At 68.9% G+C, this 21089-nt stretch carries 19 protein-coding genes; 11 read left to right on the top strand and 8 right to left on the bottom strand.

Annotated elements, in window-relative coordinates:
• Window positions 1–7: 7 nt before the first annotated feature.
• The 6 genes from dapF to CDN99_RS13680 all read left to right on the top strand — a co-directional run bounded on the left by dapF (window position 8) and on the right by CDN99_RS13680 (window position 6600).
• The gene (dapF, locus tag CDN99_RS13705) at window positions 8–883 is read left to right on the top strand and encodes a diaminopimelate epimerase (protein ID WP_088385422.1); all 876 of its coding nucleotides are present in this window, start codon (window positions 8–10) and stop codon (window positions 881–883) included.
• Window positions 880–1578, top strand: coding sequence for a DUF484 family protein (locus CDN99_RS13700; protein ID WP_088385421.1), 699 nt, complete (start codon window positions 880–882; stop codon window positions 1576–1578). The genes dapF and CDN99_RS13700 overlap by 4 nt, the downstream gene beginning before the upstream one ends.
• Window positions 1556–2485: a tyrosine recombinase XerC gene (locus CDN99_RS13695; protein WP_088385420.1), complete on the top strand. Its 930-nt coding sequence runs from the start codon at window positions 1556–1558 to the stop codon at window positions 2483–2485. Before CDN99_RS13700 ends, CDN99_RS13695 begins: the two co-directional genes overlap by 23 nt.
• 13 nt (window positions 2486–2498) lie before the next feature.
• Window positions 2499–4079 (top strand): hypothetical protein, encoded by a 1581-nt coding sequence (locus CDN99_RS13690; protein WP_141100781.1) that lies wholly within the window; start codon window positions 2499–2501, stop codon window positions 4077–4079.
• A 125-nt stretch (window positions 4080–4204) separates the two neighbouring features.
• The gene (locus CDN99_RS13685; protein WP_088385418.1) at window positions 4205–5389 is read left to right on the top strand and encodes an AAA family ATPase; all 1185 of its coding nucleotides are present in this window, start codon (window positions 4205–4207) and stop codon (window positions 5387–5389) included.
• 29 nt (window positions 5390–5418) lie between these two features.
• Window positions 5419–6600 carry a class I SAM-dependent rRNA methyltransferase gene (locus CDN99_RS13680; protein WP_088385417.1) on the top strand — a complete coding sequence of 394 codons (1182 nt, stop codon included), beginning with the start codon at window positions 5419–5421 and terminating at the stop codon, window positions 6598–6600.
• Window positions 6601–6639: 39 nt separating this feature from the next.
• Here the strand turns inward: CDN99_RS13680 and CDN99_RS13675 are convergent, their stop codons facing one another.
• Window positions 6640–7125 carry an Lrp/AsnC family transcriptional regulator gene (locus tag CDN99_RS13675; RefSeq protein WP_088385416.1) on the bottom strand — a complete coding sequence of 162 codons (486 nt, stop codon included), beginning with the start codon at window positions 7123–7125 and terminating at the stop codon, window positions 6640–6642.
• 147 nt (window positions 7126–7272) lie between these two features.
• Here CDN99_RS13675 and glmS point away from each other — a divergent pair, with 147 nt between their 5' ends.
• Together glmS and CDN99_RS13665 are read left to right on the top strand one after the other, a co-directional pair.
• Entirely contained in the window at window positions 7273–9147 is a 1875-nt protein-coding gene (gene glmS, locus CDN99_RS13670; protein ID WP_088385415.1) for a glutamine--fructose-6-phosphate transaminase (isomerizing), read from the top strand.
• A gap of 131 nt (window positions 9148–9278) precedes the next feature.
• The gene (locus CDN99_RS13665; RefSeq protein ID WP_088385414.1) at window positions 9279–9875 is read left to right on the top strand and encodes a DUF2939 domain-containing protein; all 597 of its coding nucleotides are present in this window, start codon (window positions 9279–9281) and stop codon (window positions 9873–9875) included.
• A gap of 54 nt (window positions 9876–9929) precedes the next feature.
• On the opposite strand, the gene CDN99_RS13660 is transcribed toward CDN99_RS13665, so the two are convergent.
• The gene (locus CDN99_RS13660; RefSeq protein WP_238139515.1) at window positions 9930–11309 is read right to left on the bottom strand and encodes a chloride channel protein; all 1380 of its coding nucleotides are present in this window, start codon (window positions 11307–11309) and stop codon (window positions 9930–9932) included.
• A gap of 293 nt (window positions 11310–11602) precedes the next feature.
• Between CDN99_RS13660 and CDN99_RS13655 the strand changes: the two genes are divergently transcribed.
• Window positions 11603–12343 (top strand): isochorismatase family protein, encoded by a 741-nt coding sequence (locus CDN99_RS13655; protein ID WP_238139514.1) that lies wholly within the window; start codon window positions 11603–11605, stop codon window positions 12341–12343.
• On the opposite strand, the gene CDN99_RS13650 is transcribed toward CDN99_RS13655, so the two are convergent.
• On the bottom strand, window positions 12318–13322 hold the full coding sequence (locus tag CDN99_RS13650; RefSeq protein WP_088385412.1) for a LysR family transcriptional regulator: 1005 nt from the start codon (window positions 13320–13322) through the stop codon (window positions 12318–12320). The two genes, CDN99_RS13655 and CDN99_RS13650, sit on opposite strands and share 26 nt — an antisense overlap.
• A 179-nt stretch (window positions 13323–13501) precedes the next feature.
• Window positions 13502–14248: an SDR family oxidoreductase gene (locus CDN99_RS13645; protein ID WP_088385411.1), complete on the bottom strand. Its 747-nt coding sequence runs from the start codon at window positions 14246–14248 to the stop codon at window positions 13502–13504.
• Window positions 14249–14362: 114 nt separating this feature from the next.
• On the opposite strand from CDN99_RS13645, the gene CDN99_RS13640 reads away from it, so the two are divergent.
• Window positions 14363–15292 (top strand): LysR family transcriptional regulator, encoded by a 930-nt coding sequence (locus tag CDN99_RS13640; protein ID WP_088385410.1) that lies wholly within the window; start codon window positions 14363–14365, stop codon window positions 15290–15292.
• 77 nt (window positions 15293–15369) lie between these two features.
• Here CDN99_RS13640 and CDN99_RS13635 read toward each other — a convergent pair whose 3' ends face one another.
• Window positions 15370–15771 carry a GFA family protein gene (locus CDN99_RS13635; protein ID WP_088385409.1) on the bottom strand — a complete coding sequence of 134 codons (402 nt, stop codon included), beginning with the start codon at window positions 15769–15771 and terminating at the stop codon, window positions 15370–15372.
• A 74-nt stretch (window positions 15772–15845) separates the two neighbouring features.
• Complete coding sequence (locus tag CDN99_RS13630; RefSeq protein WP_141100780.1) at window positions 15846–16763, bottom strand: hypothetical protein; 918 nt, start codon at window positions 16761–16763, stop codon at window positions 15846–15848.
• Between the two features lie 337 nt (window positions 16764–17100).
• Between CDN99_RS13630 and CDN99_RS13625 the strand changes: the two genes are divergently transcribed.
• Window positions 17101–17505, top strand: coding sequence for a response regulator (locus tag CDN99_RS13625; RefSeq protein ID WP_141100779.1), 405 nt, complete (start codon window positions 17101–17103; stop codon window positions 17503–17505).
• 15 nt (window positions 17506–17520) lie between these two features.
• Here CDN99_RS13625 and CDN99_RS13620 read toward each other — a convergent pair whose 3' ends face one another.
• Both CDN99_RS13620 and CDN99_RS13615 read right to left on the bottom strand, forming a co-directional pair.
• On the bottom strand, window positions 17521–18963 hold the full coding sequence (locus tag CDN99_RS13620; protein WP_202820269.1) for a ComEC/Rec2 family competence protein: 1443 nt from the start codon (window positions 18961–18963) through the stop codon (window positions 17521–17523).
• A complete protein-coding gene (locus CDN99_RS13615) occupies window positions 18960–20834 on the bottom strand; it encodes a gluzincin family metallopeptidase (RefSeq protein ID WP_088385406.1) in 1875 nt (624 codons plus the stop codon). Before CDN99_RS13615 ends, CDN99_RS13620 begins: the two co-directional genes overlap by 4 nt.
• Between the last annotated feature and the right edge of the window lie 255 nt (window positions 20835–21089).

Below are 21089 nucleotides of genomic sequence, written 5' to 3'. Positions count from 1 at the left end.
CGCCCCCATGAAACTCCGCTTCACCAAGATGCATGGCGCCGGCAACGACTTCGTCGTGCTGGACGCGACGCGGACGCCGATGTCGCTGACGCCGGAGCAACTGCGCCGCGTGGCCGATCGCCGCTTCGGCGTCGGCTGCGACCAGGTGCTGGTGATCGAGGGATCGACGACGCCCGGCGTGGACTTCGGCTACCGGATCTTCAATGCCGACGGGTCCGAGGTGGAGCAATGCGGCAACGGGTCGCGCTGCTTCGTCCGCTACGTGGTGGACAAGGGCCTGACCGACAAGCACACCGTGCGCGTCCAGACCGTCAACAAGATCCTGGAGCTGCGCCTGCGCGAGGACGGCCGCGTGACCGTCGACATGGGCGCGCCGGTCTTCGACCTGCCGCAGGTGCCGTTCGATCCGAAGGGCGTGACGCCGCGTCGGGAGAACGGCTTCGCGCTTTGGCCGCTGGCGCTGGGCGACGGCATCACCGCCGAGGTCGCGGTGCTGTCGATGGGCAATCCGCACGCGGTGCAGCGCGTGGACGACGTGGACCACGCGCCGGTGGGCCTGGTCGGCCCGCTGGTGGAGCATCACGAGCGTTTCCCGCGTCGCGTCAATGCCGGGTTCATGCAGGTCCTGAGCCGCTCGGAAGTGAAGCTGCGCGTGTTCGAGCGCGGCAGCGGCGAGACGCTGGCTTGCGGCACCGGCGCCTGCGCGGCGGTGGTGGCCGGTATCCGGCTGGGCTGGCTGGACGACAGCGTCGAGGTCCACACCCGTGGCGGCGATCTGCGCATCGAATGGGCGGGCCTGGTCCCTGGCGGACCCGGCCTGGAGGCGTCGGTCCACATGACCGGTCCGGCGCAGACGGTCTTTGAAGGAGAAATCGAACTGTGAGCGGCATCGAAGGCATTACCGAACAAGACATCGCCGATTACCTGGCGAATGACCCGGCGTTCTTCGAACGTCACGCCGAGCTGCTGGCCAACGTCCGGATCTCGCATCCGCATGGTCAGCGCGCGGTCTCGCTGCAGGAGCGCCAGGCGGATCTGCTGCGCGACAAGATCCGCGGGCTGGAGCAGAAGATCATCGAGATGATCCGCAACGGCCAGGAGAACGTCGCGATCGCCGACCGCCTGCACCGCTGGACGCTGGCGCTGATGTTGACCCGCGACGACCGCGAGTTGCCGGAGGTGCTGCTGCGCGAGCTGCGTCACCAGTTCCTGATCCCGCAGGCCGGCCTGCGCCTGTGGAACGTCGACCCGGGCCACGCGCTGGCGCCGTTCGCGGCCGAGGTGAGCGCGGACGTGAAGACCTTCGTCGGCAGCCTGAACCAGCCGTACTGCGGCGTCAATTCGGGCTTCGAGGCGGCGCGCTGGCTGGAGGACGACGTGGCCTCGCTGGCGCTGGTGCCGCTGACGGCGGGCTCGCCGGGCGAGCCTTTCGGGCTGCTGGTGCTGGGCTCGCCGGACCCGACGCGCTACACCGCCGAGATGGGCACCGAGTTCCTGTCGCGTGTCGGCGAGGTCGCGAGCGCCGCGCTGTCGCGCCTGCTGGACGCCGATCCGCATGCCGACGCCAAGCCTCACTGACGAGCAGCAGCGTTATCTGGACTTCCTGCGTGTGCAGCGCCGTCTGGCGGAGCGCACGCTGCACCTCTACGCCGATGCGCTGCAGCGCCTGACCGGACTGGCCGCCGTCGAGGGGCTGGACCTGCTGCGCCTGTCCGCGCACCAGGCGCGTCGCTTCCTGGCCAAGCTGCATGTGCAGAAGCTCGGGCCGCGCAGCCTGGCGCTGATCCTGTCCGCCTGGCGCGGCTGGTACCGATGGCTGGGCGAGAACGGCAAGGTCGACGCCAATCCGATCGCCGATCTGCACGCGCCCAAGCAGGGCCGGCCCCTGCCGAAGGCGCTGGACGTCGACGACGCGGTGCGGCTGGCCGATCACCATCAGGACCAGGCCGATCCCGTCGCCGAGGCGCTGGAGCGTTGCCTCGTCGAGCTGCTCTACGGCAGCGGCCTGCGGGTCTCGGAGCTGGTGGGGCTGGACGTGCGACATCACGCGCAGTCGGCCGGCTGGGTCGTGCCCGACGCAGCCGAGGCGCAGGTGCTGGGCAAGGGCTCCAAGCGCCGGGCGGTGCCGCTGGGCGGACCGTCGCTGGAGGCCGTCTCGCGGTGGCTGGCGGTGCGGTCGCAATGGGCCGCGGCGGACGAGCCGGCGCTGCTGGTCGGCCCGCGCGGCCGGCGGCTGAGTGCCGACCAGGTCCGCAAGCGGCTCAAGCACCGCGCGCTGGCGGCGGGCCTGCCCACGCACGTCCACCCGCACATGTTGCGGCACTCGTTCGCGTCGCATCTGCTGCAGAGCAGTGGCGACCTGCGCGGCGTCCAGGAGTTGCTGGGCCACGCCAACATCAGCACCACGCAGATCTATACCCGGCTGGACTTCCAGCACCTGGCCAAGGTCTATGACGCGGCGCACCCCCGCGCCAAGAAGAAATAACCGACTGTCCTCGATGCCTCGTTTCTCCACGACCTCTCCGTTCCCCTCCCGTCCCTTGCTGCTCTGTTCGGCCCTGCTGGCGGCCGGCGCGCAGGCGCAGACGTCCTCGACCAGCGATCCGGACAAGGTGATCACCGCCACCGACAGCCGGCCCGCCGCGTTCGAGCTCAACTGGACGCCGCTCAAGATGCCCACCGGGCAGGGCACGGCCTTGCTGGGCGCGCATTACATGGTCGCGATCAACGAGGACTGGGGTCTGGGCCCGGCCGCCTACGGCGCGGCGAAGGGCGAGTTCGGCGGCCTGTTCACGGTCGGCTTCAACCTGCAGCGGCGCTTCCGCGTGGCGCAGGACTGGCACGTGGCGGCCAGCCTGTACGCGGGCGCCGGCGGCGGCGTGAGCTCGGACAAGATCCGCGCCGGCGGGGGCCTGATGCTGCGCCCCGAGCTGTCGCTGCGCGGTGAATTCGGCAACTGGTACGCCGGGGTCGGCGTGGCGCACGTCGCCTTTCCCAACGGCAACGGCAACATCAAGGACACCAGCGTCGCGCTGACGATCGGCCGGATGGACCGTTTCCTGAGCTTCGCGCCGAGCGACTCGGGCTCGTCGGGCCGCGCGGGCGACCGCACCGGCATGGGTTTCGACGAGATCGCGCTGAGCGCGGGCCTCGAGAAGCCGCGCGGCAACAGCCGCACTCGCGGTGGCGTCCCGCTGACGAGCCGCAAGGGCAAGGCCGGCGGCGACCTGCGGCAGTACTTCGGCAACGGCTCGTCGTGGTGGGGGCTGGAGGCGTCTGGCGCTGCTTCGGGCGGACATGACGGCTACATGGAGATCCTGGCCAACGCCGGCCAGGACTGGGGCATCGGCAGCGAGCGCTTCCGCATCGGCGGGCAGATCTCGGCCGGCCTGGGCGGCGGCGGCGACATGGACACGGGCGGCGGCTGGCTGGTGCGCGCGGGCCCGACGATGCGCTGGATCACGCCATGGGGGCCGACGCTGCGGCTGGACGCCGGCTACATGCGGGCGCCCTGGGGCCATTACGAATCCTTCCAGGTGCGGGGGTCGCTGGCGTTGCCGCTGGAGAAGGCCTCGCGCATGCTGAACAGCCCGCCGCTGGAGTCCGGCACGATCCGCGCGCAGAGCTGGTATCTGAGCATGCCGCGCTTCAAGGAGTTCGTCTTCAAGGACGGCACGCGCGAGGCCGTGACCGGCCTGGGGCTGGGCATGACGCGGGACTTCGGCGGCCCGTGGTACGGCACGGCGCAGGCGGGCAGCGCGGCGCTGGGCAAGGCGGGCGCGTTCTCCTACGGCATGTTCGGCCTCGGCGCGCAGTCGCCGAAGTTCAGCGGCGTGCGGGTGGGCGCGGAAGCACTGGTCGGCGCGGCGGGCGGCGGCGGTGTGTCCGTCGGCGGCGGCGCGGTGTCGCAGGGCGAGGTCTGGGCCCAGTGGGAAGGCACCGGCAAGCAGGACCGGCTGCGCATCAAGGTCGGCGTCGGCCAGTGGAAGGCGCTCGGCGGCGACAAGCACAGCACGCCGGTGGTGAGCTTGAACATCGGGTGGGCGTTCGGGACGTTGGGGCCGGCGGTGAGGCGGTGAGGCGGTGAGGCGGTGAGGCGGTGAGGCGGTGAGGCCGCGGGCCTGCCCCTGATCGGGACGAATTATTGAGTTTTATCGGCGAGACCGATAAATTATCGCTTTCGCGATAATTGGTCGATAAAACGATGATCTCCTTCCCCCGCACCGAGTTGGCCCTGCAGATGGTGCCGGCGCTGATGGGCAGGACGCTGTTCGGCGATGCCCACAACGGACTGTTCCTTTCCGGACCTCGACGTACAGGCAAATCGACCTTCCTGCAGAGCGACCTCAAGCCCGCGCTGGAGGCGCAGGGCGTGGTGGTGGTCTACACGGATCTGTGGGAAGACACCGGCCGCGATCCGGCGACCGTCATCGCGGATGCCATCGGCAAGGCCCTGGAGCCGCAGCTCGGCCTGGTCGCGCGCGCGGCGAAGAAGGCGGGCCTGGACAAGCTCAGCCTCGCGGGTTGGCTGCAGGTGGACACGAGCAAGATCGGCCGGCTGGACGGCCTGACGCTGGTCGACGCGTTGCGCGCGCTTCATGAAACCTCGGGCAAGCCCGTCGCGCTGATCATCGACGAGGCGCAGCAAGCGCTGACCAGTGAGCGGGGCGAGGTGGCGATGACGTCGCTGAAGTCGGCTCGCGATCAACTGAACAGCCGTGACGCGGTCAACTTGATGCTGGTGATGTCCGGCTCCGACCGCGACAAGCTCACGCGGCTGGTCAACTCGAATGCGGCGCCGTTCTTCGGATCGCAGGTGCAACGGATGCCGCCGCTGGGCTCCGACTTCATCGCACATGTCGCATCCCTGGTCGAAGCGCAGCGACCGTTGCTGGCACCGGTGGACCAAGCGGCGCTCCAACAGGCATTCGACGCCATCGGACATCGCCCGCAGCTCTTCATGACGACGCTGGGTGCGGTGCTGAGCCCCTTCTCGGGGATTCAAGAACACTTCGAGGACGCCCTGCTGAGCGCCGCTTCCGAGCATTCGCGCAGGGACGAGGAAGAGATGGAGTCCGCCTTCCTGGGCCTCAAGCCCATCGAGCAGGTCGTGCTGTGGCGGATGCTGGACATGGGCGGACGCTTCCGCGCGTTCGACGCTGATGCGCTGCGCTTCTACGGCGAGCTGCTGGCGCAACCCGTCAACGTCGGCATGACTCAGCGGGCTCTCGAGTCGCTGCGTGGGCGCACGCCGGTGCTGGTCTGGAAGTCCGCCCGCGGCGAGTACGCCGTGCAGGACGCCGCGATGCACCGGTGGTTCGATCAACGCCGCAAGAACGGCACGTGGCCGCCGGTGCCGCGACAGGTGCAGGGGCCCGGCGAAGACTGAGCGGTCGCCATCAAGGACAATCCCGCCCCATGAAAGTGATTCGTCTCCGCGCGGGCAAGGACCGCTCGCTGTTGCGCCGGCACCCTTGGGTGTTCCAGGGTTCGATCGAGAAGGGCAAGGCCGACGCGGGCGAAACCGTGCGTGTCGAGTCCGCCGAGGGCCAGTTCTTGTGCTGGGCTTCCTACAGCCCGGAATCGATGATCCGCGTGCGCGCCTGGAGCTTCGACGAGCATGAACGCATCGACGCGGCCTTCTTCCAGCGCAGGATCGCCGCGGCCATCGCGCTGCGCGCGCGCATGCCGATCGCCTCGGATGCGGTCCGACTGATCCACGGCGAGGCCGACGGCCTGCCCGGCCTGATCGTCGACCGCTACGGCGACACGCTCAGCGCGCAGTTCCTGTCCACCGGCACCGAGCGCTTCAAGAACGTCATCGCCGACCTGCTGCTCGAAGCCACCTGCCTGACGCGCCTCTACGAACGCTCCGACGCCAACGTGCGCACGCTGGAGGGCCTGCAGCCCGTCACTGGCTGGCTGCGCGGCGAGGGCGACACCGAGGTCGTCATCGCCGAGAACGACTGGAAGCTCAGCCTCGACGTCGCCGAAGGCCACAAGACCGGCTACTACCTGGATCAGCGGGACAACCGGAAGAAATTCGCCGATGTCGTGCGGCACTACGGCTGCCAGTCGGTGCTGAACTGCTACAGCTACACGGGCGGCTTCTCGGTGGCGGCGCTGGCGGGCGGCGCGACGGAGGTCGTCAGCGTGGACTCCTCGGGGCCGTCGCTGGCCCGGGCGACGGCGCACGTGGCGCTCAACGGCTTCGATCCGGCCCGGCACACGGCGCTCGATGCCGACGTCAACCACACGCTGCGCGACCTGCTCAAGCAGGGCCGCAGCTTCGACGCGATCGTGCTGGATCCGCCCAAGTTCGCGCCCACCGCCGCGCATGCGGAGCGCGCAGCGCGGGCCTACAAGGACATCAACCGCCTGGGCCTGATGCTGCTGAAGCCGGGCGGCCTGCTGTTCACGTTCTCGTGCTCGGGCGGCGTGGGGCCGGAGCTGTTCCACAAGATCGTCGCCGGCGCCGGCATGGACGCGGGCGTGGACGGTCTCATCCTGGATCGTGTCGGCGCGACGCCGGACCATCCGCAGACCCTCTACTTCCCCGAGGGCGAATACCTCAAGGGCCTGCTGATCCTCAAGCGCTGAAGACCTCCGCGACGAGGGGCGCGATGAAGGCCGCGACGTTCAAGTCCGCGCCGCCGGGAGGGCCAGGCGCGGCTCGAACTTCGCGCGCTTCACGCTGAAGAAGGCCTTCACGTTGCGGACGTTGGCGTGCTGCGTGAACAGCCGCTGCACCAGCGCGTGATACGCCGGCATGTCCGGCACCTGCAGCACCAGGACGAAGTCCGGCCCCGGCGCGACGCGCCAGCACTGCTGCACCTCGGGCGCCGCGACGGCCATGGCCTCGAACGCGTCCAGATGCTCCGCGCCCTGGCGATCGAGCGTGATCTCCACCAGCGCCGACAGGCCCGCGCCGAGCTTCTCCGGCGACAGGATCGCGACCTGCTTCTCGATCACGCCGGCCTCCACCAGCCGCCGCACGCGACGCAGGCAGGTCGCGGGCGAGACATGCGCGCGTTCCGCAAGCGCCTGGTTGGACAGCGAGGCGTCCTGCTGCAGCAGGTCCAGCACCCGCAAGTCGATGGCGTCCAGGGTGATAGAAGATTCCATAAACATGGTGTGAATGAAAGATTCAACGGATTAAACACCATGTTGAGAGAATCGTTCACATGGCTGTGTAATTTGAAAGCATTGATCTGACCGAGGTCCCTAGCATTCCGTCATTCGCAATTTTTCCGAACCCTTGGGGAGATCAACATGTGTGGCATCGTCGGCGCCGTCAGCCAGAAGGACATCGTTCCCATCCTGATCGAGGGCCTGAAGCGGCTCGAGTACCGCGGGTATGACTCCTGCGGCGTGGCGGTCCACCAGGACGGGCAATTGCGCCGGGCGCGCAGCACCTCACGGGTCTCCGAACTGCAGGCGCTGGCCGCGCAGGACGGCGTGGCGGCCGGCACCGGCATCGCGCACACGCGCTGGGCGACGCACGGCGCGCCGGCGGTGCACAACGCCCACCCGCACTTCTCGCATGGCCCCGGCGCCGACGCGCACCTGCAGCCGGGCCGCGTGGCGCTGGTCCACAACGGCATCATCGAGAACCATGACGAGCTGCGCGCCGAGTTGAAGTCGCGCGGCTACGTCTTCCACAGCCAGACCGACACCGAGGTCATCGCGCACCTGGTCGACCTGCATTACCACGGCGACCTGCTCGAGGCGGTGCAGCAAGCGATCACGCAACTGCGCGGCGCCTACGCGATCGCGGTGTTCCATCGCGACGAGCCGAACCGCGTGATCGGCGCCCGCGAGGGGTCGCCGCTGGTGCTGGGCGTGGGCCGCGACGAGTACGCCGGCGCGCATTTCCTGGCGTCGGACGCGATGGCGCTGGCGGGCGTGACCGATCAGATCGTCTACCTGGAAGAGGGCGACGTCGTCGACCTTCAGCTGGGCCGTTTCTGGATCAGCAGCCGCGACGCGGCGACCGGGCGCTTCCTCAATGTCGAGCGCGAAGTGAAGACCGTGCACGCGCACAGCGGCGCGGCGGAACTGGGCCCCTACCGGCATTACATGCAGAAGGAGATCTTCGAGCAGCCGGTGGCGATCGCCAACACGCTGGACGCGGTGACGGGCATCAGTCCGGAGCTGTTCGGCGACGGCGCGTACCGCGTGTTCAAGGAGATCGACTCGGTGCTGATCCTGGCGTGCGGCACCAGCTATTACGCGGGGTCGACGGCCAAGTACTGGCTGGAGAGCATCGCCAAGATCCCCACCAGCGTGGAGATCGCCAGCGAGTACCGCTATCGCGACAGCGTGCCCAATCCGCGCACGCTGGTCGTGACGATCAGCCAGAGCGGCGAGACGGCGGACACGCTGGCCGCGCTGAAACACGCGCGGTCATTGGGGATGCTGCATACGCTGACGGTGTGCAACGTCTCGACGAGCGCGATGGTGCGGGAGTGCGCGCTGTCGTACATCACGCGGGCCGGCGCGGAGATCGGCGTCGCGTCGACGAAGGCGTTCACGACGCAGCTGGTGGGGCTGTTCCTGCTGACGCTGGCGTTGGCGCAGACGCGCGGATTCTTGAGCGAGGAGCAGGAGGCCGAGCACCTCAAGGCGTTGCGGCATCTGCCGGTGGCGGTGCAGGCGGTGCTGGCGCTGGAGCCGCAGGTGATCGCGTGGAGCGAGGACTTCGCGCGGAAAGAGAACGCGCTGTTCCTGGGGCGTGGGTTGCATTACCCGATCGCATTGGAAGGCGCGTTGAAGCTGAAAGAGATCAGCTACATCCATGCGGAGGCGTATCCCGCCGGGGAGCTGAAGCACGGGCCGTTGGCGCTGGTGACGGCGCAAATGCCGGTGGTGACGGTGGCGCCGAATGACACGCTGCTGGAGAAGCTCAAGAGCAACATGCAGGAGGTGAGGGCGCGGGGTGGGGAGCTGTTTGTCTTCGCCGACGGGGATACGAAGATCGAGAGCGAGCCGGGGCTGCATGTCATTCGGATGCCGGAACACTATGGCGCGCTGAGCCCGATCCTCCATACGGTGCCGTTGCAGTTGCTGGCGTATCACACGGCCTGCGCGCGAGGCACAGACGTGGATAAGCCGCGGAATCTGGCGAAGAGTGTGACGGTGGAGTGATCCGCCATGGCCGCGAGGGTGACAACGGAAACTGGCTGAACGAGATCCCCGCACCCCGTTCAGCCATGCACCGCCAGCGGCCGTGCCATCCGCATCGTCCCCGTTGATTCATCGAAAGCAGCGCTCCCGAAATGAAACGCAACGGATTCGCCGCCGCCATCGCGGCAGTCGTCGTCGGGTTGGCCGCCTACTGGTACTGGTCCCCGGTCCTGGCCATTCATCAGATGCGTTCCGCCGCGAAGTCCGGTGATGCCGCCGCCTTCAACGACCACGTCGACTACCCCCGACTGCGCGAGAGCCTGAAGGAGCAACTCGCTGCCGCGGTGGAAAGCAAGGTGGCGGAGCGCTCTTCGCCAAACAACGACCTCGCCAGGGCGGGCGCCGCATTGGGCTCCCTATTCGCGATGGCAATGACGGACCGCATGGTTGATGCATTCGTGCGTCCCGAGTCGGTCATGCGTCTGATGCAGGAGGGCCAGTTGATGCCCAGGCGCAAAGGCGATCGTCAGGCGTCTCCGCAAGAGCCGGACGCCACCCCCGCGCCCGACGACAGCGCCAGCGCGCAGCGGCGCGAGCCCATCTGGACGATCGAACGCCAGGGCGTCGACAAGCTCACCCTGTACGCTCGCCGCGCCGACCAGCCCGAAGAACGCCGCACCGGATTGGTCTTCGAGCGCCGCGGCTTTGCCAATTGGCAGCTCACCGAGATTCGATTGCCGGCGCTCTGAGCGATCCCGCTGCCGCCGAAGAGAGCCCCACGCTGTCGGATCGCCACCCCGCTCCTACGGCGATCGTTTCAAGTCGGACCGCGCCGCTTCCGTCGACGGCAACCGCGCGAGCTGAGCCAGCGCCAGCCGGTGATAGATCGGCACGCTGATCCAGCGCGACACCAGGCTCGCCAGCAGTGCCGCGGCCATGAGGCTCAACACCATCGAATGCCCGTCGACCATCTCCATCACGATGATGAAGGCGGTGACCGGCGCCTGCGTCACCGCCGCCAGGAACGCCGTCATCCCAATGGCGATCAGGGCCGCGGCCCCTTCCGTGGTGGACGTGAGCTGCGCGATGTCGCTGCCGATGCCCGCGCCGATCGCCAGGGACGGCGCGAAGATGCCGCCGGGGACCCCGGACCACACCGCCAGCCAGGTGGCCACGATGCGCAGGGTCACGTAGAGCACGGGCAGGTCCAGGTGGCCCTCCACCAGGCCGCGCGTGTAGTCGTACCCGCTCCCGTCCGTGGCGCCGTGGCTCACCAGTCCGAGCACCGCGATGGCCACGCCGCACGCGAAGGCGAAGCGCACCGGGAAGCGGGCCCGCCAGCGGCTGAACCGGTCGTTGCCGCCAAGCAGGCTGCGCTGGAGCAACCGGGAGAACACGCCGCCAGCCAGGCCGCATCCAATGGCGGTCAACAGGCCCGGCAGCAAGTGGGCCCAGGTCAGATGATCGACGCGCAGGCGGCCGAAGTAACTGGCGTTGCCGAACACCGAGACCGCCATCAGCCCCGACAGCACGATGGACGCGATGATGAGGCCGCTGCTGCGCTGCTCGATCTTGCGGGTCAGCTCCTCGATGGCGAACATGACGCCCGCGAGCGGCGCGTTGAATGCCGCGGCAATGCCCGCCGCACCGCCGGCCACGAGGAGTCCGTCATGGTTCAGCGGCGAGCGTCGCGGCAACCAGCGCTGCGCGTGCTGCATCACGCCCGCCGCGATCTGGACCGATGGACCTTCCCGGCCGATCGCCAGTCCTCCCAGCAGCCCGCCGGAGACCAGCAGCAGCTTGGAAACGCTCAGGCGCAAGGAGACGAAAAGCCCCTGCTTGTCCGCCGGTACTCGCGACGACAACGCGGCCATCACCTGAGGAATGCCGGAGCCGCCGGCGCCGGGCGCGTAGCGGCGGGTGATCCAGACCAGGGCCGCCGTGCAGCAAGGCGTCCACACCAACGGCGCCCACGGAGACCAGGCACGCATCGCGGCGAAGGCCGCGATCGCCTGATCGCTGACCCAGGTGAACAGCACCACCGCCAGACCCGCCGCGACGGCGAAAGCCAGCACCACCGCGCGCGACAGCCACTGCCGCCAGTCGGTCAGGTCTTCCCGAACGGCGGAGATGAAGTCCGGCTCTCGATGCTCATCCGCAGGACGGTGCGCCTCCGGAGTCACGGCCGCCCCTTCGGAGGCGGCGGCTGGGGGGATCGAAGGGCGCGGGGGTTGGTCGTCAGCCATGCCGGAAGTATCTCGCGCGGCCCGCGGAGGTCGCGTCCCACGTCCGCTCACGACACCGCCGCGGAAAGCGCGGTGCTCGTCACGTGGCCGGCCGGAGGCGACCCGGGGTCGTCCCGCGGGATGGAACGATGGGTCTTGGCCCGGCGCATTGATGCGTCGAGACCCGCTCCCTAGAGTGACGACTGGCAAGAAACAACCGCCAATCCCCACCCTCAAACCGGAGCTCCCCCATGATTCGCACCCCTGTCCGCCGTCAACAGATCGCCTCGGCCGTGATCGCCTTCGCCGCCGCGTTCGGCGGTGTCATGCAGGCCGCGCACGCCGCCGGCCCGGCCGCGCCGAAGGCGTCCCCGTCGGCCGTCGCCGCCCACGAGCGCATCACCCGCGACAACGCGGTGCTGGTCATCGTCGATCACCAAGTGGGGCTGTACACCGGCGTGCGGGACATCGACACGCTGCAGCTCAAGCACAACATCGTCGGGCTGACCAAGGCGGCCGTGGCCCTGAAGGTGCCGGTGATCGTCACCACCACCACCGAGAACATGTGGGGGCCGATGATCCCCGAGCTCACGGACGCATTGCCCGGCGTGAAGCGCATCGAGCGCACCACCGTGAACGCCTGGGACGATCCGCGCGTCGTCGCCGCCATCCAGGCGACCGGCCGCAAGCACCTGATCATCACGGGCGTCTCCACCGACGTCTGCCTGGCTTTCCCGGCGATGTCCGCCGTCGCCGAGGGGTATCACGCCTACGCGGTCATCGACGCATCGGGCGGCTTCTCGAAGACGCAGGTCGACATGGGCGTCCAGCGGATGGTGCAGGCCGGCGTCGCGCCGGTGGGCTACTCCAACATCGCCGTCGAGCTGCTCGGCGACAACGCCAGTCCGGACGCGGGCGCCGTGTACGCCGCGCTCGGTATTCCCTTCGCGGGCCTGGTCTTCGATCTCAACCAGTACTTCTCGAAGAAGTGAGGTCGGCGAGGGCCCTGTGCTGCGCGCGTGGCGCGCGGGGAGGCTCGTGCCGGACCAGCTCGCCGAGCGCCAGGTCGGAAAGGAGCGATGCCTTCAGATGGTCCACGAAGGCCCGCGCCGTCGGCGTCAGGCCCCGGCGGGACGGGATGAGCAGCGCCAGCCGCCCGAAACGGGGCCGCAGCGCCGGGATCACCTGCACCAGGGCGCCCGCGCGCAGTTCCTCGCGACAGGCATACAGGGGCAACTCGCAGACGCCCAGGCCGGCCAGCGCCGCGCCCTTGAGGATGGGCAGGCTGTCCGTCTGCAGCCGCACCCGCGTGGATTGGCGCAGCTCGCGGTCCGAGTCGTCATAGAGGCACCATCCCGGGTCCACCGCGTCCAGTCCCTGGCACATCAGCGCGTCGGCATCGGCCAGGTCCTCGACGGTCTGGATGCTTCGCCGGGCGAGGTAGGCAGGGCTGGCCAGCAAGGCCCATCGGATCGTACAGAGGCTGGTTTGAACGATGTCCGAGGAGGGGGGCGTGGCCTTCATGCCGCGGATGGCGACGTCGATGCGTTCATCGATCAGGTCGACTGCCCGATTCGTCGCCTGCAGGACGACGTCGGCCTGCGCATGGCGGGCGAGGAAGGACGGCATCACGCGCGTCGACAGCAGGTCCGCCACGGCAACGGTTGCGCTCACCCGCAACGTGCCGGCAACGGTGCCCGCGCGATGCTGCATCGCCACCTGCGCCGAGCGTGCCTGCTCCATCATCGCGAGGCAGTAGCCGTGGAACTCCCGGCCCGATTCGGTCAGTTCGATTCGGCGCGACGTGCGCTGCAGCAGCCGCGTCCCCAGCGATGCTTCGAGGTCGGCGACATGGCGGGACACGCGCGACTTGGGCACGCCGAGCGCATCGGCCGCGGCCGTGAAGCCGCGGCGCTCCACCACGGCGACGAAGAAGTGGATGTTGTTGAGATCGAATTGAAGCGGGTCCATCGAAGCCTCCGAGGCGGGGTCCTGCGTGAGGGCGCCCCCGCGCGCATTCTTCGACTTCCCGTCGTGCGACGCGAGTTAGGGCTTGTTAGGCCGGGCGCATCGAGGCGGCCGCGAGCCCGGAGGCCGAGCACCGGCCGCGCCGACGATGTCCCTGTCGACGCGGTCGGCCGTTGGCGGAATCAGGCTGCGAAGCCGCCGTCGATCAGCAGATCGGCCCCGGTGACGAAGCCGGCTTCCGGTCCGGCCAGGTAGGCCACCATGGCCGCGATCTCGTCGGCCTTGGCATGGCGTCGCACCGCCATCAGGTCATGCAGACCGGCGCCGAATTCGGTGTGCTCCGGATTCATGTCGGTGTCGACCGGCCCTGGTGCCACGTTGTTGACGGTGATGCCGCGTGGGCCGAGGTCCCGCGCCATGCCCTTCACCAGGCCGATCAACGCCGACTTGCTCATCGCATAGGCCGCGCCGCCGGCGAAGGGCATGCGCTGGGCGTTGGTGCTGCCGATGTTGATGATCCGGCCGCCTTCCCGCATGTGCCTGGCGGCCGCCTGCGACGCGACGAACACCGAGCGCACGTTGACGGCGACCGTGCGATCGAAGTCTTCCAGCGAGAACTGGTCCAGCGGCGCCACGTGTAGCACGCCGGCGCTGTTGACCAGGATGTCGAGGCGGCCGAAGCGTTCGGCGACGCTGTCGATGGCCCGTGTCAAGGCGACGGCGTCGGTGGCGTCCGCCTGGATGGCGATGGCCTGGCCGCCGGCGGCCTTGATCTCTTCCGCCAGGGCCTCGGCGGCGATGGCCGAGGCGCCATAGCCGACGGCGACGGTCGCGCCGTCGCGCGCCAGGCGACGTGCCGTGGCGGCGCCGATGCCGCGGGATCCGCCGTGGATGAAGGCGACCTTGCCGTTCAGGGAATTGCTGCTCATGACGTTGTCCTTTTCAAGGAGGGGGGTTGATGAGCGAAGTTTGGTCGCCTCGACTTGAGTCCGGTAGTCTCGAATCGGTGTTGTCAGCTTCAACCGTTCGGATAAGCTGCAGCGATGTCGACAGAACTGCGCAGCCACCTCGACGCCTTCATCGCCGCCGCGGACGAGGGCAGCTTCTCCGCCGCGGCACGCCGCCTGGGGCTCACGCCGGCGGCCGTCAGCAAGAGCGTGGCGCAGTTTGAAGCGCGGCTCGGCGTGCGGCTGTTCCAGCGCAGCACCCGCAGCCTGGCGCTGACCACCGATGGCGAGCGCCTGCATGGGCAGGTGCGATTGCCATGGAGCGAGATCGGCGACGCGCTGACCGATCTGCGGCAAGGCGCCGGCAAGCCGGCCGGCACGTTGAAGGTCGCGCTGGCCTACACCGTGGGCCGCGAGTACTTCGTGCCGATGATGGAAGCGTTCGTGCGCAGGTATCCGGACGTGGTGCCCGATCTGCATTTCGACAATCGGCAGGTCGACCTGATCGCCGAGGGCTTCGACGTCGCCATCGGTGGCGGCATCGAGCTGACCGACGCGCTGATCTCGCGTGAGCTGGCGCGCCTGCGCATCGTGCTGGTGGCCTCGCCGGCCTACCTGAAGGCGCACCCGGCGCCCAAGCATCCGCTGGAGCTGGCGCGGCATCGAGGGTTGCTGCGCCGGTCGCTGGTCTCCGGTCGGTTGGTGCCGTGGGCCTTGAAGAACAAGGCAGGCCAGGAGGTCGTGGCCAGCGTGCGGCCGGTCATGGTGCTGGACGACCCGGAAGCCATCGCCCGGGCCGCGGCCAGCGGCATGGGCATCGCCATGCTGCCGCGGCCGCATGCCCTGCCGCTGCTGGAGCGCGGAGAGCTGGTCCGTGTGCTGCCCGAGTGGTCGGCCGATTCACGACCGCTGTCGATCTACTACACCAGCCGCAAGCTGGTGCCGGCCAAGGTGCGGGTGTTCGTCGACTTCGTCATCGAGGAGTTCCGCGCGCGCGGGCACGCGGCGCGGTTCTCGCAGGGATGAGCCATCGGGGCGATGGCCTGAGGCGCACGGCGCGCCTTCGCTGGCCACGATGAATGATTCGAGAGCGAGGTTCTGCCCTACGGCTGAGGCCCCTCGAATCGGCTGGTCTCGTCGCGATTGCGCTCATACCGCCGCGACAGCGGGAACGCCGGGAGCCACGCCTCGCGGCGAATGGTCCAGAGCTCATAGGTCGGCATGAATTGGTCGGGCGCGTCGAGCGCTCCGAGATTCACCTCGACTTCGTCGCCGGTCGGCGAGAACACCGATGACCCGCAGCGCGGGCAGAAGCAACGGCCGGCGTAGTCGCGCGGCTCGCCTGTGATCGTCACCGACTCCCGCGGAAAGATCGCCGACGCGTGGAACAGCGCGCCATGGTGCTTGCGGCAATCGAGGCAGTGGCAGACGCCGACTCGATAGGGCCGGCCGGTGGCGACGAATCGGATGTCGCCGCAGAGGCAGCCGCCGGTGATGGGGGTCATGAAGCAAGCTCCCGCGTAATCAGCGCACAAGGCCTGCCGACGCGATGGGACCGGCCGGCAGGACGCCAATGATCTCAGCGCGGCGGCATGAATGCCTGGATGTCGTTGGCGGCCAGTGCCGCCGCGATCCGGGTTCCGAGGGCCTTGATGCGCGGGACAGACGGCGAGTCGGCGGGCAGGTCGATCAGCACCAGTTGAGCCGGGTCGCTGTCACAGAGCGCCGAATACACGCAGGCCGCCAGCGAGCGCAGATCGGAGGGGCCGGCGCCGGCGGACGTCGCAAGGACGGAGCCCAGCTCCACGGCGCGTCGGAATTCTTGCGCTGTGAGCCCGCCGCGCACTTGTCCTTCGAAGTAGGGCGTCGCATCTTCGCTTGATCCGAGCATCTCCCAAGCCCGCCACAACAGGCCCTGGGCGAGGAATTGCGGAAGCGGATCGGCGAATGAAGTCTTGGCGACGCTCCAGAAGATGAGACGCTCGTGGACGCCCTCATAGCTGATTCCAAAGGGATCGTCCGATAGCGGGACGCCGGTCGAGCGGTCATCCAGGAACGGCCTGCAACGAGCCTCGATCGCCTGTCTCGCGGCGGTGCGCATCGCCTGGATGTCGGCGGACACGGTGTTGCCCACGGGCATGCCCCGGCCCCTCGGCGCCGTCTGCAGCCCCTGAAGGAAGGGCTGGACGGCAATGCCGTTGGCATAGGCATCAAGGCAGACGTTACGGATCTCCAAGGCGACCGCGAAGCTTCCCGGCGCCTTGTCATTGCGGAGCTTGATCGCCAAGGCATAGGGGTTCGAGCTCGACATCGCCTCGGTCATCGCCGTCGCCGTCGTCTGAACGCGGACCGCCGCCCGGGGTGTCGTCAGGTGCGATTCGGAGGCCCCCGGACTCGCGGTCTCGGGGCTTGTCGACGACGCGGGCGGAAGCACGCGCTCGGACGGCTCCGACGAGCGCCATGCGTGCTCCCCCGTCGACACCAGCGCGAGGACCACGGCGATCGTCGCCGCGGCAGGGAGATACCTTCTCAATTTCGGCTGCACGAGTCGGCGGAAGGGGCAGTCGGCAGGAGGCCGCGCACGCCCATGTTTCGAGGCGCCCCTTGTACGTGGGCGCCACGTCGGCGTCCCGTAGGTCATTCACCTACACCCGCTTCAGCCATCACCCGGTTCCACATGAACTGATAGAAATGCAAAATTCGTTTCACGTTGTCACGGCGTTTCCGGATGCCGCCAACGTCCTGCTTTTCCTCCCTGAGCAGGGACTGTTCATTCAGTCGTTTCGGGCCCGACTGCCCAGGCGGTCGGGCCTTTTTTCTTGCTGGACAACGCCATGAAGATCCTGCTTGCCGATTCGTCGGACCTGTTTCGGAGGCTGCTCCGGGAGCGCCTTCGCGAGGTGCCCAACGCGACCGTCGTGGGGCAGGCCGCGCATGAGGACCAAGCCGTGCTCGCCGCCGCGCTGTGCGCGCCGGACGTCGTGCTGATCGACATCGAACTCGAGCGGGGCAGCGGCTTCTCCACCGTCGAACGGCTGCGCGAGGCGGGCTTCCGGGGCACCGCCTACGTCGTCACCGCCGCCGACGAAAGCGAGTTCGGCCCGATGTGCGTGGAGGCCGGCATCGACGGCTACTACGACAAGCAACACGACCTCGACCGCCTGGTCCAGGCGCTGAGCGTGCTGGCCCTGGCGCCGGTGACGTTTCCCCGCCAACCGATCAAGGCACAGCAACTCTGACCGGCCGCGCCCGCTTCAGAAATCGATCCGCACCATCGTGTACGGCTGACCGCCGGTCAACTCCTGCGTGGAGTGGAAATGCGTGTCGTGCTTCAGCGCGTCCACCAGCGTGCGGCGCGGCACCTCGGTCCGCTTGTCGACGCTGCCATGCTTGTCGGCCATCGTCGACAGCACCGACGTCATCCGGTCCTTGCGCGCTGCGTTGCCCCGCTTCTTGAAGGCCTTCCACAACGACTTCGGCGTCGCGTTCAGGCTGCCGTGATGGCCGACTTTGTAGAGGTCGACGTCCGCCAGCAAGGCCTGCGCGTCGGGCTGGTCGAGCGCATAGGACCAGTTCTCGATCTGCGCGTCGCCGGGGAAGAGCAACCGCTTGCCGCCGACCTCCATGAGCAGGATCAGGCTGGTGTTGTTCATCACCTTGTCCAGCATCGTGACGATGCCCAGCAGCTGATTGCCCCGTGACGCGGTGATGTGACGGGCCGCCCAGCGCGCATCGCGCGGCAGCTTGCCGCGTTTGGCGTCGACGTAGGACGCGTCGAAGGGGCCGCGCTGGTTGCCGGCGACGAGGTTCGCCGTGCCCGCGCCACGGGCCTGGAAGTGCCAGAACTGGTCGTCGTCGGTGGACCGTTGCTTCTGGACGCCCGGATGCTGCTCCGGCGTGGGCGGGCCCAGCACATGTGTCTTGACGCCCGGTAGCACGGCCTTGAACGGATCGTCGGTGCCGAAGTGCGCGTACACGGCGGTGCCGGCCTTGCCCATGCGCGCGAGGTTCTCGACCGCGGGGAGGTTCTTCGTGTTGTCCCGGCCGAGGAAGTCCAGTCGCTCGGCCAGCCCCAGCGGCAGGCTTTTGCCGCGCTTGGCGGCCAGGGTCGTCACCTGCTCGGCCAGGCCGTGCATCGCGCCGAGCGCGGCCACCGCGCGGACGCTGCCGGCCACGCCGCGCAGCCCCTTGGGAACGGGACCGGTGGCGTGGGTCGCCAAACTCAGGTCTTCCGTCCACGGCTGCAGCACGACCTTCGGCTTGAGCCCGCGGATGACGTCGCCCGAGCCCTTGCCATTGGTCTTGGTCGCGAAGCCGCTGATGTGATCGGCATGCCGGTGCGTGGCGACGACCGCGTCCAGACCGTCGTCGCCGCACTTGTCGCGGATGTCCTCGGCGATCTTCAGCATCAGCGCGTTGGCGTCGCCCTCGGGTGTGCCGGTGGTGCCGAAGTCGACCAGCACGTGACGCCGGGTCTTCTCCTCGGCGTCGTAGCAGAACTGCAGCAGGAAGCAGTCTCCGAAGCCGACCTGGTAGGCGTAGAGGTTCAGGTGGGTCGGTGCCTCGCTGTCGCGCCGAGCGGCGGTGGTGGCCGTGGGGACCCGCTTGGCGGCGGCCCTCGGGGCCTTCGCCGCGGGCCGGGTGGTGGTCGCCTTCGACCCCTTGGCCGCGGCCTTGGCGCCTGGTTTCGTGCTCATGCCTGACCTCCCTTCCTGGCGGCGGCGCGTGTGGTCTTGCCGGCCTTCGCGACGCGCGCAGGCGTGGACTTCACCGCGCCCTTGCGGTCGTCGCAGGCCGCGCAGTACGCGCGCAGCCGGTGCAGGTTGGCGAAGGCGTTGCCGATCTCCGGATCGTCCGGCGTGGTGCCGAACAGGTACTCCAGGCGCTTGCGCTGCCACGGCGCGTCGTCCATGTGGCGCGCGATCTGGTACTTCAACTGTCCGTATTGATCGAAGACCAGCGTCCCGGCGCCGTAGACCGTCAGCGCGGTATTCGCGTCCACGCCGGGCGGACGTGGGTCCACGCCGCAGGCGGCGCCCAGCTCGGCGCCGAAGATGTTGGCGCGGCTGATGTACTCGCAGACGGTCTCACGCAGCAGGAAACCTTCCGGCCCGACGCGCACGCTGGGGCGGACGGAGACGACCTCGGTGTAGGACCGCTCGTCGACGCGCAGCACGCCGCGGTTCTCCCAGATGAAGCGGAAGACCTCCTCCGGATCGCGCAGCATGGATTCGAAGTTGGTACGGCGGTATTGGACGTCCGCCTGTTGCGTGAACCCCGCCCAGCAGCCGCGCGCATCGGTGCGGCCGGGCGGCGGCACGATGCCGAAGGCGGCGAACTGCGCCAGCACCGCGTCCCGGTAGTGGTAGCGCTTGTCGTCGGGCGCGATCTCCGCGTCGGCGGTCAGCAGCGCCGCGAGGTAGTCGCCGAACTCCAGGTCCAGCGGCGGGCAATAGTCCAGCGCGCGGATGGCCATCGTCAGCAGGTGGCCCGCCACCTTCGCCCCCTCGGCGGCGACTTCGACCAGGTTGTAGTACCCGTCGCCGAAGGTGCCCAGTGCCTCGATGCGATCGCGCCAGAGCCGCAGCAGGGTGCGCATCATGGCGGCCACCAGGATCTCGCCGCGCGTGTGGGCCTCGGCGTACTCGGGGTCGCTCAGCAAGTGGGGCGAGGGCTCGATCCGCACCGAGCGCCGCAGCGCGTTCGCACGCATCCCGCCCAGCGCCCGGCCGAACTCCTCCGCCAGACCCAGCAGCGCGCTGTCGGCCAGCGCATCGAGGGTCAGGGCCCGTTCATGGATCAGCGCCTTGCCCTTGCGGCGCACGATCGGCGGCTTCTTGCCGCGATCCTTGAAGCGGCCCAGCGCGTGCTCGACCATCTCGTCGAGCGAGAAGATCGAGAGCAGCGCCACCACGTCCGAGAAGCCCTCGTGAAAGGCCGCCTGGTCGGGGCCGGAGAGCGTCATGAAGCCTTCGCGCAGGCCGTCGAGCACCGCATGGGTGGTCTCGTGCACGACGATGTCGTGCGAGAGGCAGGTGAAGACGAAGCCGCCATCGGCGGGCGCGGCGGGCTCGGTTGGCTGGAAGTAGCCGAACATCAGCGCGCGGTCCTCGCGGGAGTAGAACGCGTTGGCATCGACGAAGGCATGCGGCGCGACGTGAAGCTGATGGCCCTTGAAGCCCCAGTTCATGCGCCGGCCCAGCGCGTGCTCGAAGCGCGCGATCGTCCGCATCACCAGCGCGTAGACGTTCTGTCCATGGAACATCGGATTCGCCAGCAGCCTGTCCTCCGCCTGCCGGCGCGCCTTGTCGCCGGGCGGCGGCAACTGGGCACCGAAGGGGTCGATCACGCGGCCTTCGTCGTCGGCCACATAGCCGTGCGCGCGGTACAGCACGCCGGCATCGGCATCGAAGTCGACGACCTTGACCCGATAGCCGGTGGGGCCAATCGACAGGCGCTCCGCCGGGATCTCGACCGTCGCGAAGATGCGCTCCCCCGACGCGCCGGTCACGCCGGGGTCCTGCGCCAGCACCAGGAAGGATTGGCGGCCCGAGGTGACCGTGCTCATGCCCGGTCCCCGGTGATTCGCGGCGACGGCTCGGGCGGGGCGCGACGAGGCGCGGTGGCCGGAGCTTCGCGACACGGGCGTCGGCCGTCGGGGTTGTCTGTCATGGGTCCTCCCTGCTGCATGCACGCGGTCCTGAGTGGGGACGCGTGCGCGCATTCAAGCAAGGGGACCGGACCTTGGCAAGGGGTTGCGCGTGCAACGGCGGAGGCGTTTCCACAAGCTTGGGGAGGCCGTTGGGTTCGGTCTCCTGGTGGG

It is taken from the genome of Roseateles aquatilis (assembly GCF_002205645.1).
Classification (GTDB): domain Bacteria; phylum Pseudomonadota; class Gammaproteobacteria; order Burkholderiales; family Burkholderiaceae_C; genus Roseateles; species Roseateles aquatilis.
Note: the sequence above shows the minus strand (reverse complement) of the source record. Positions and strands in the feature narration are given on the sequence as shown.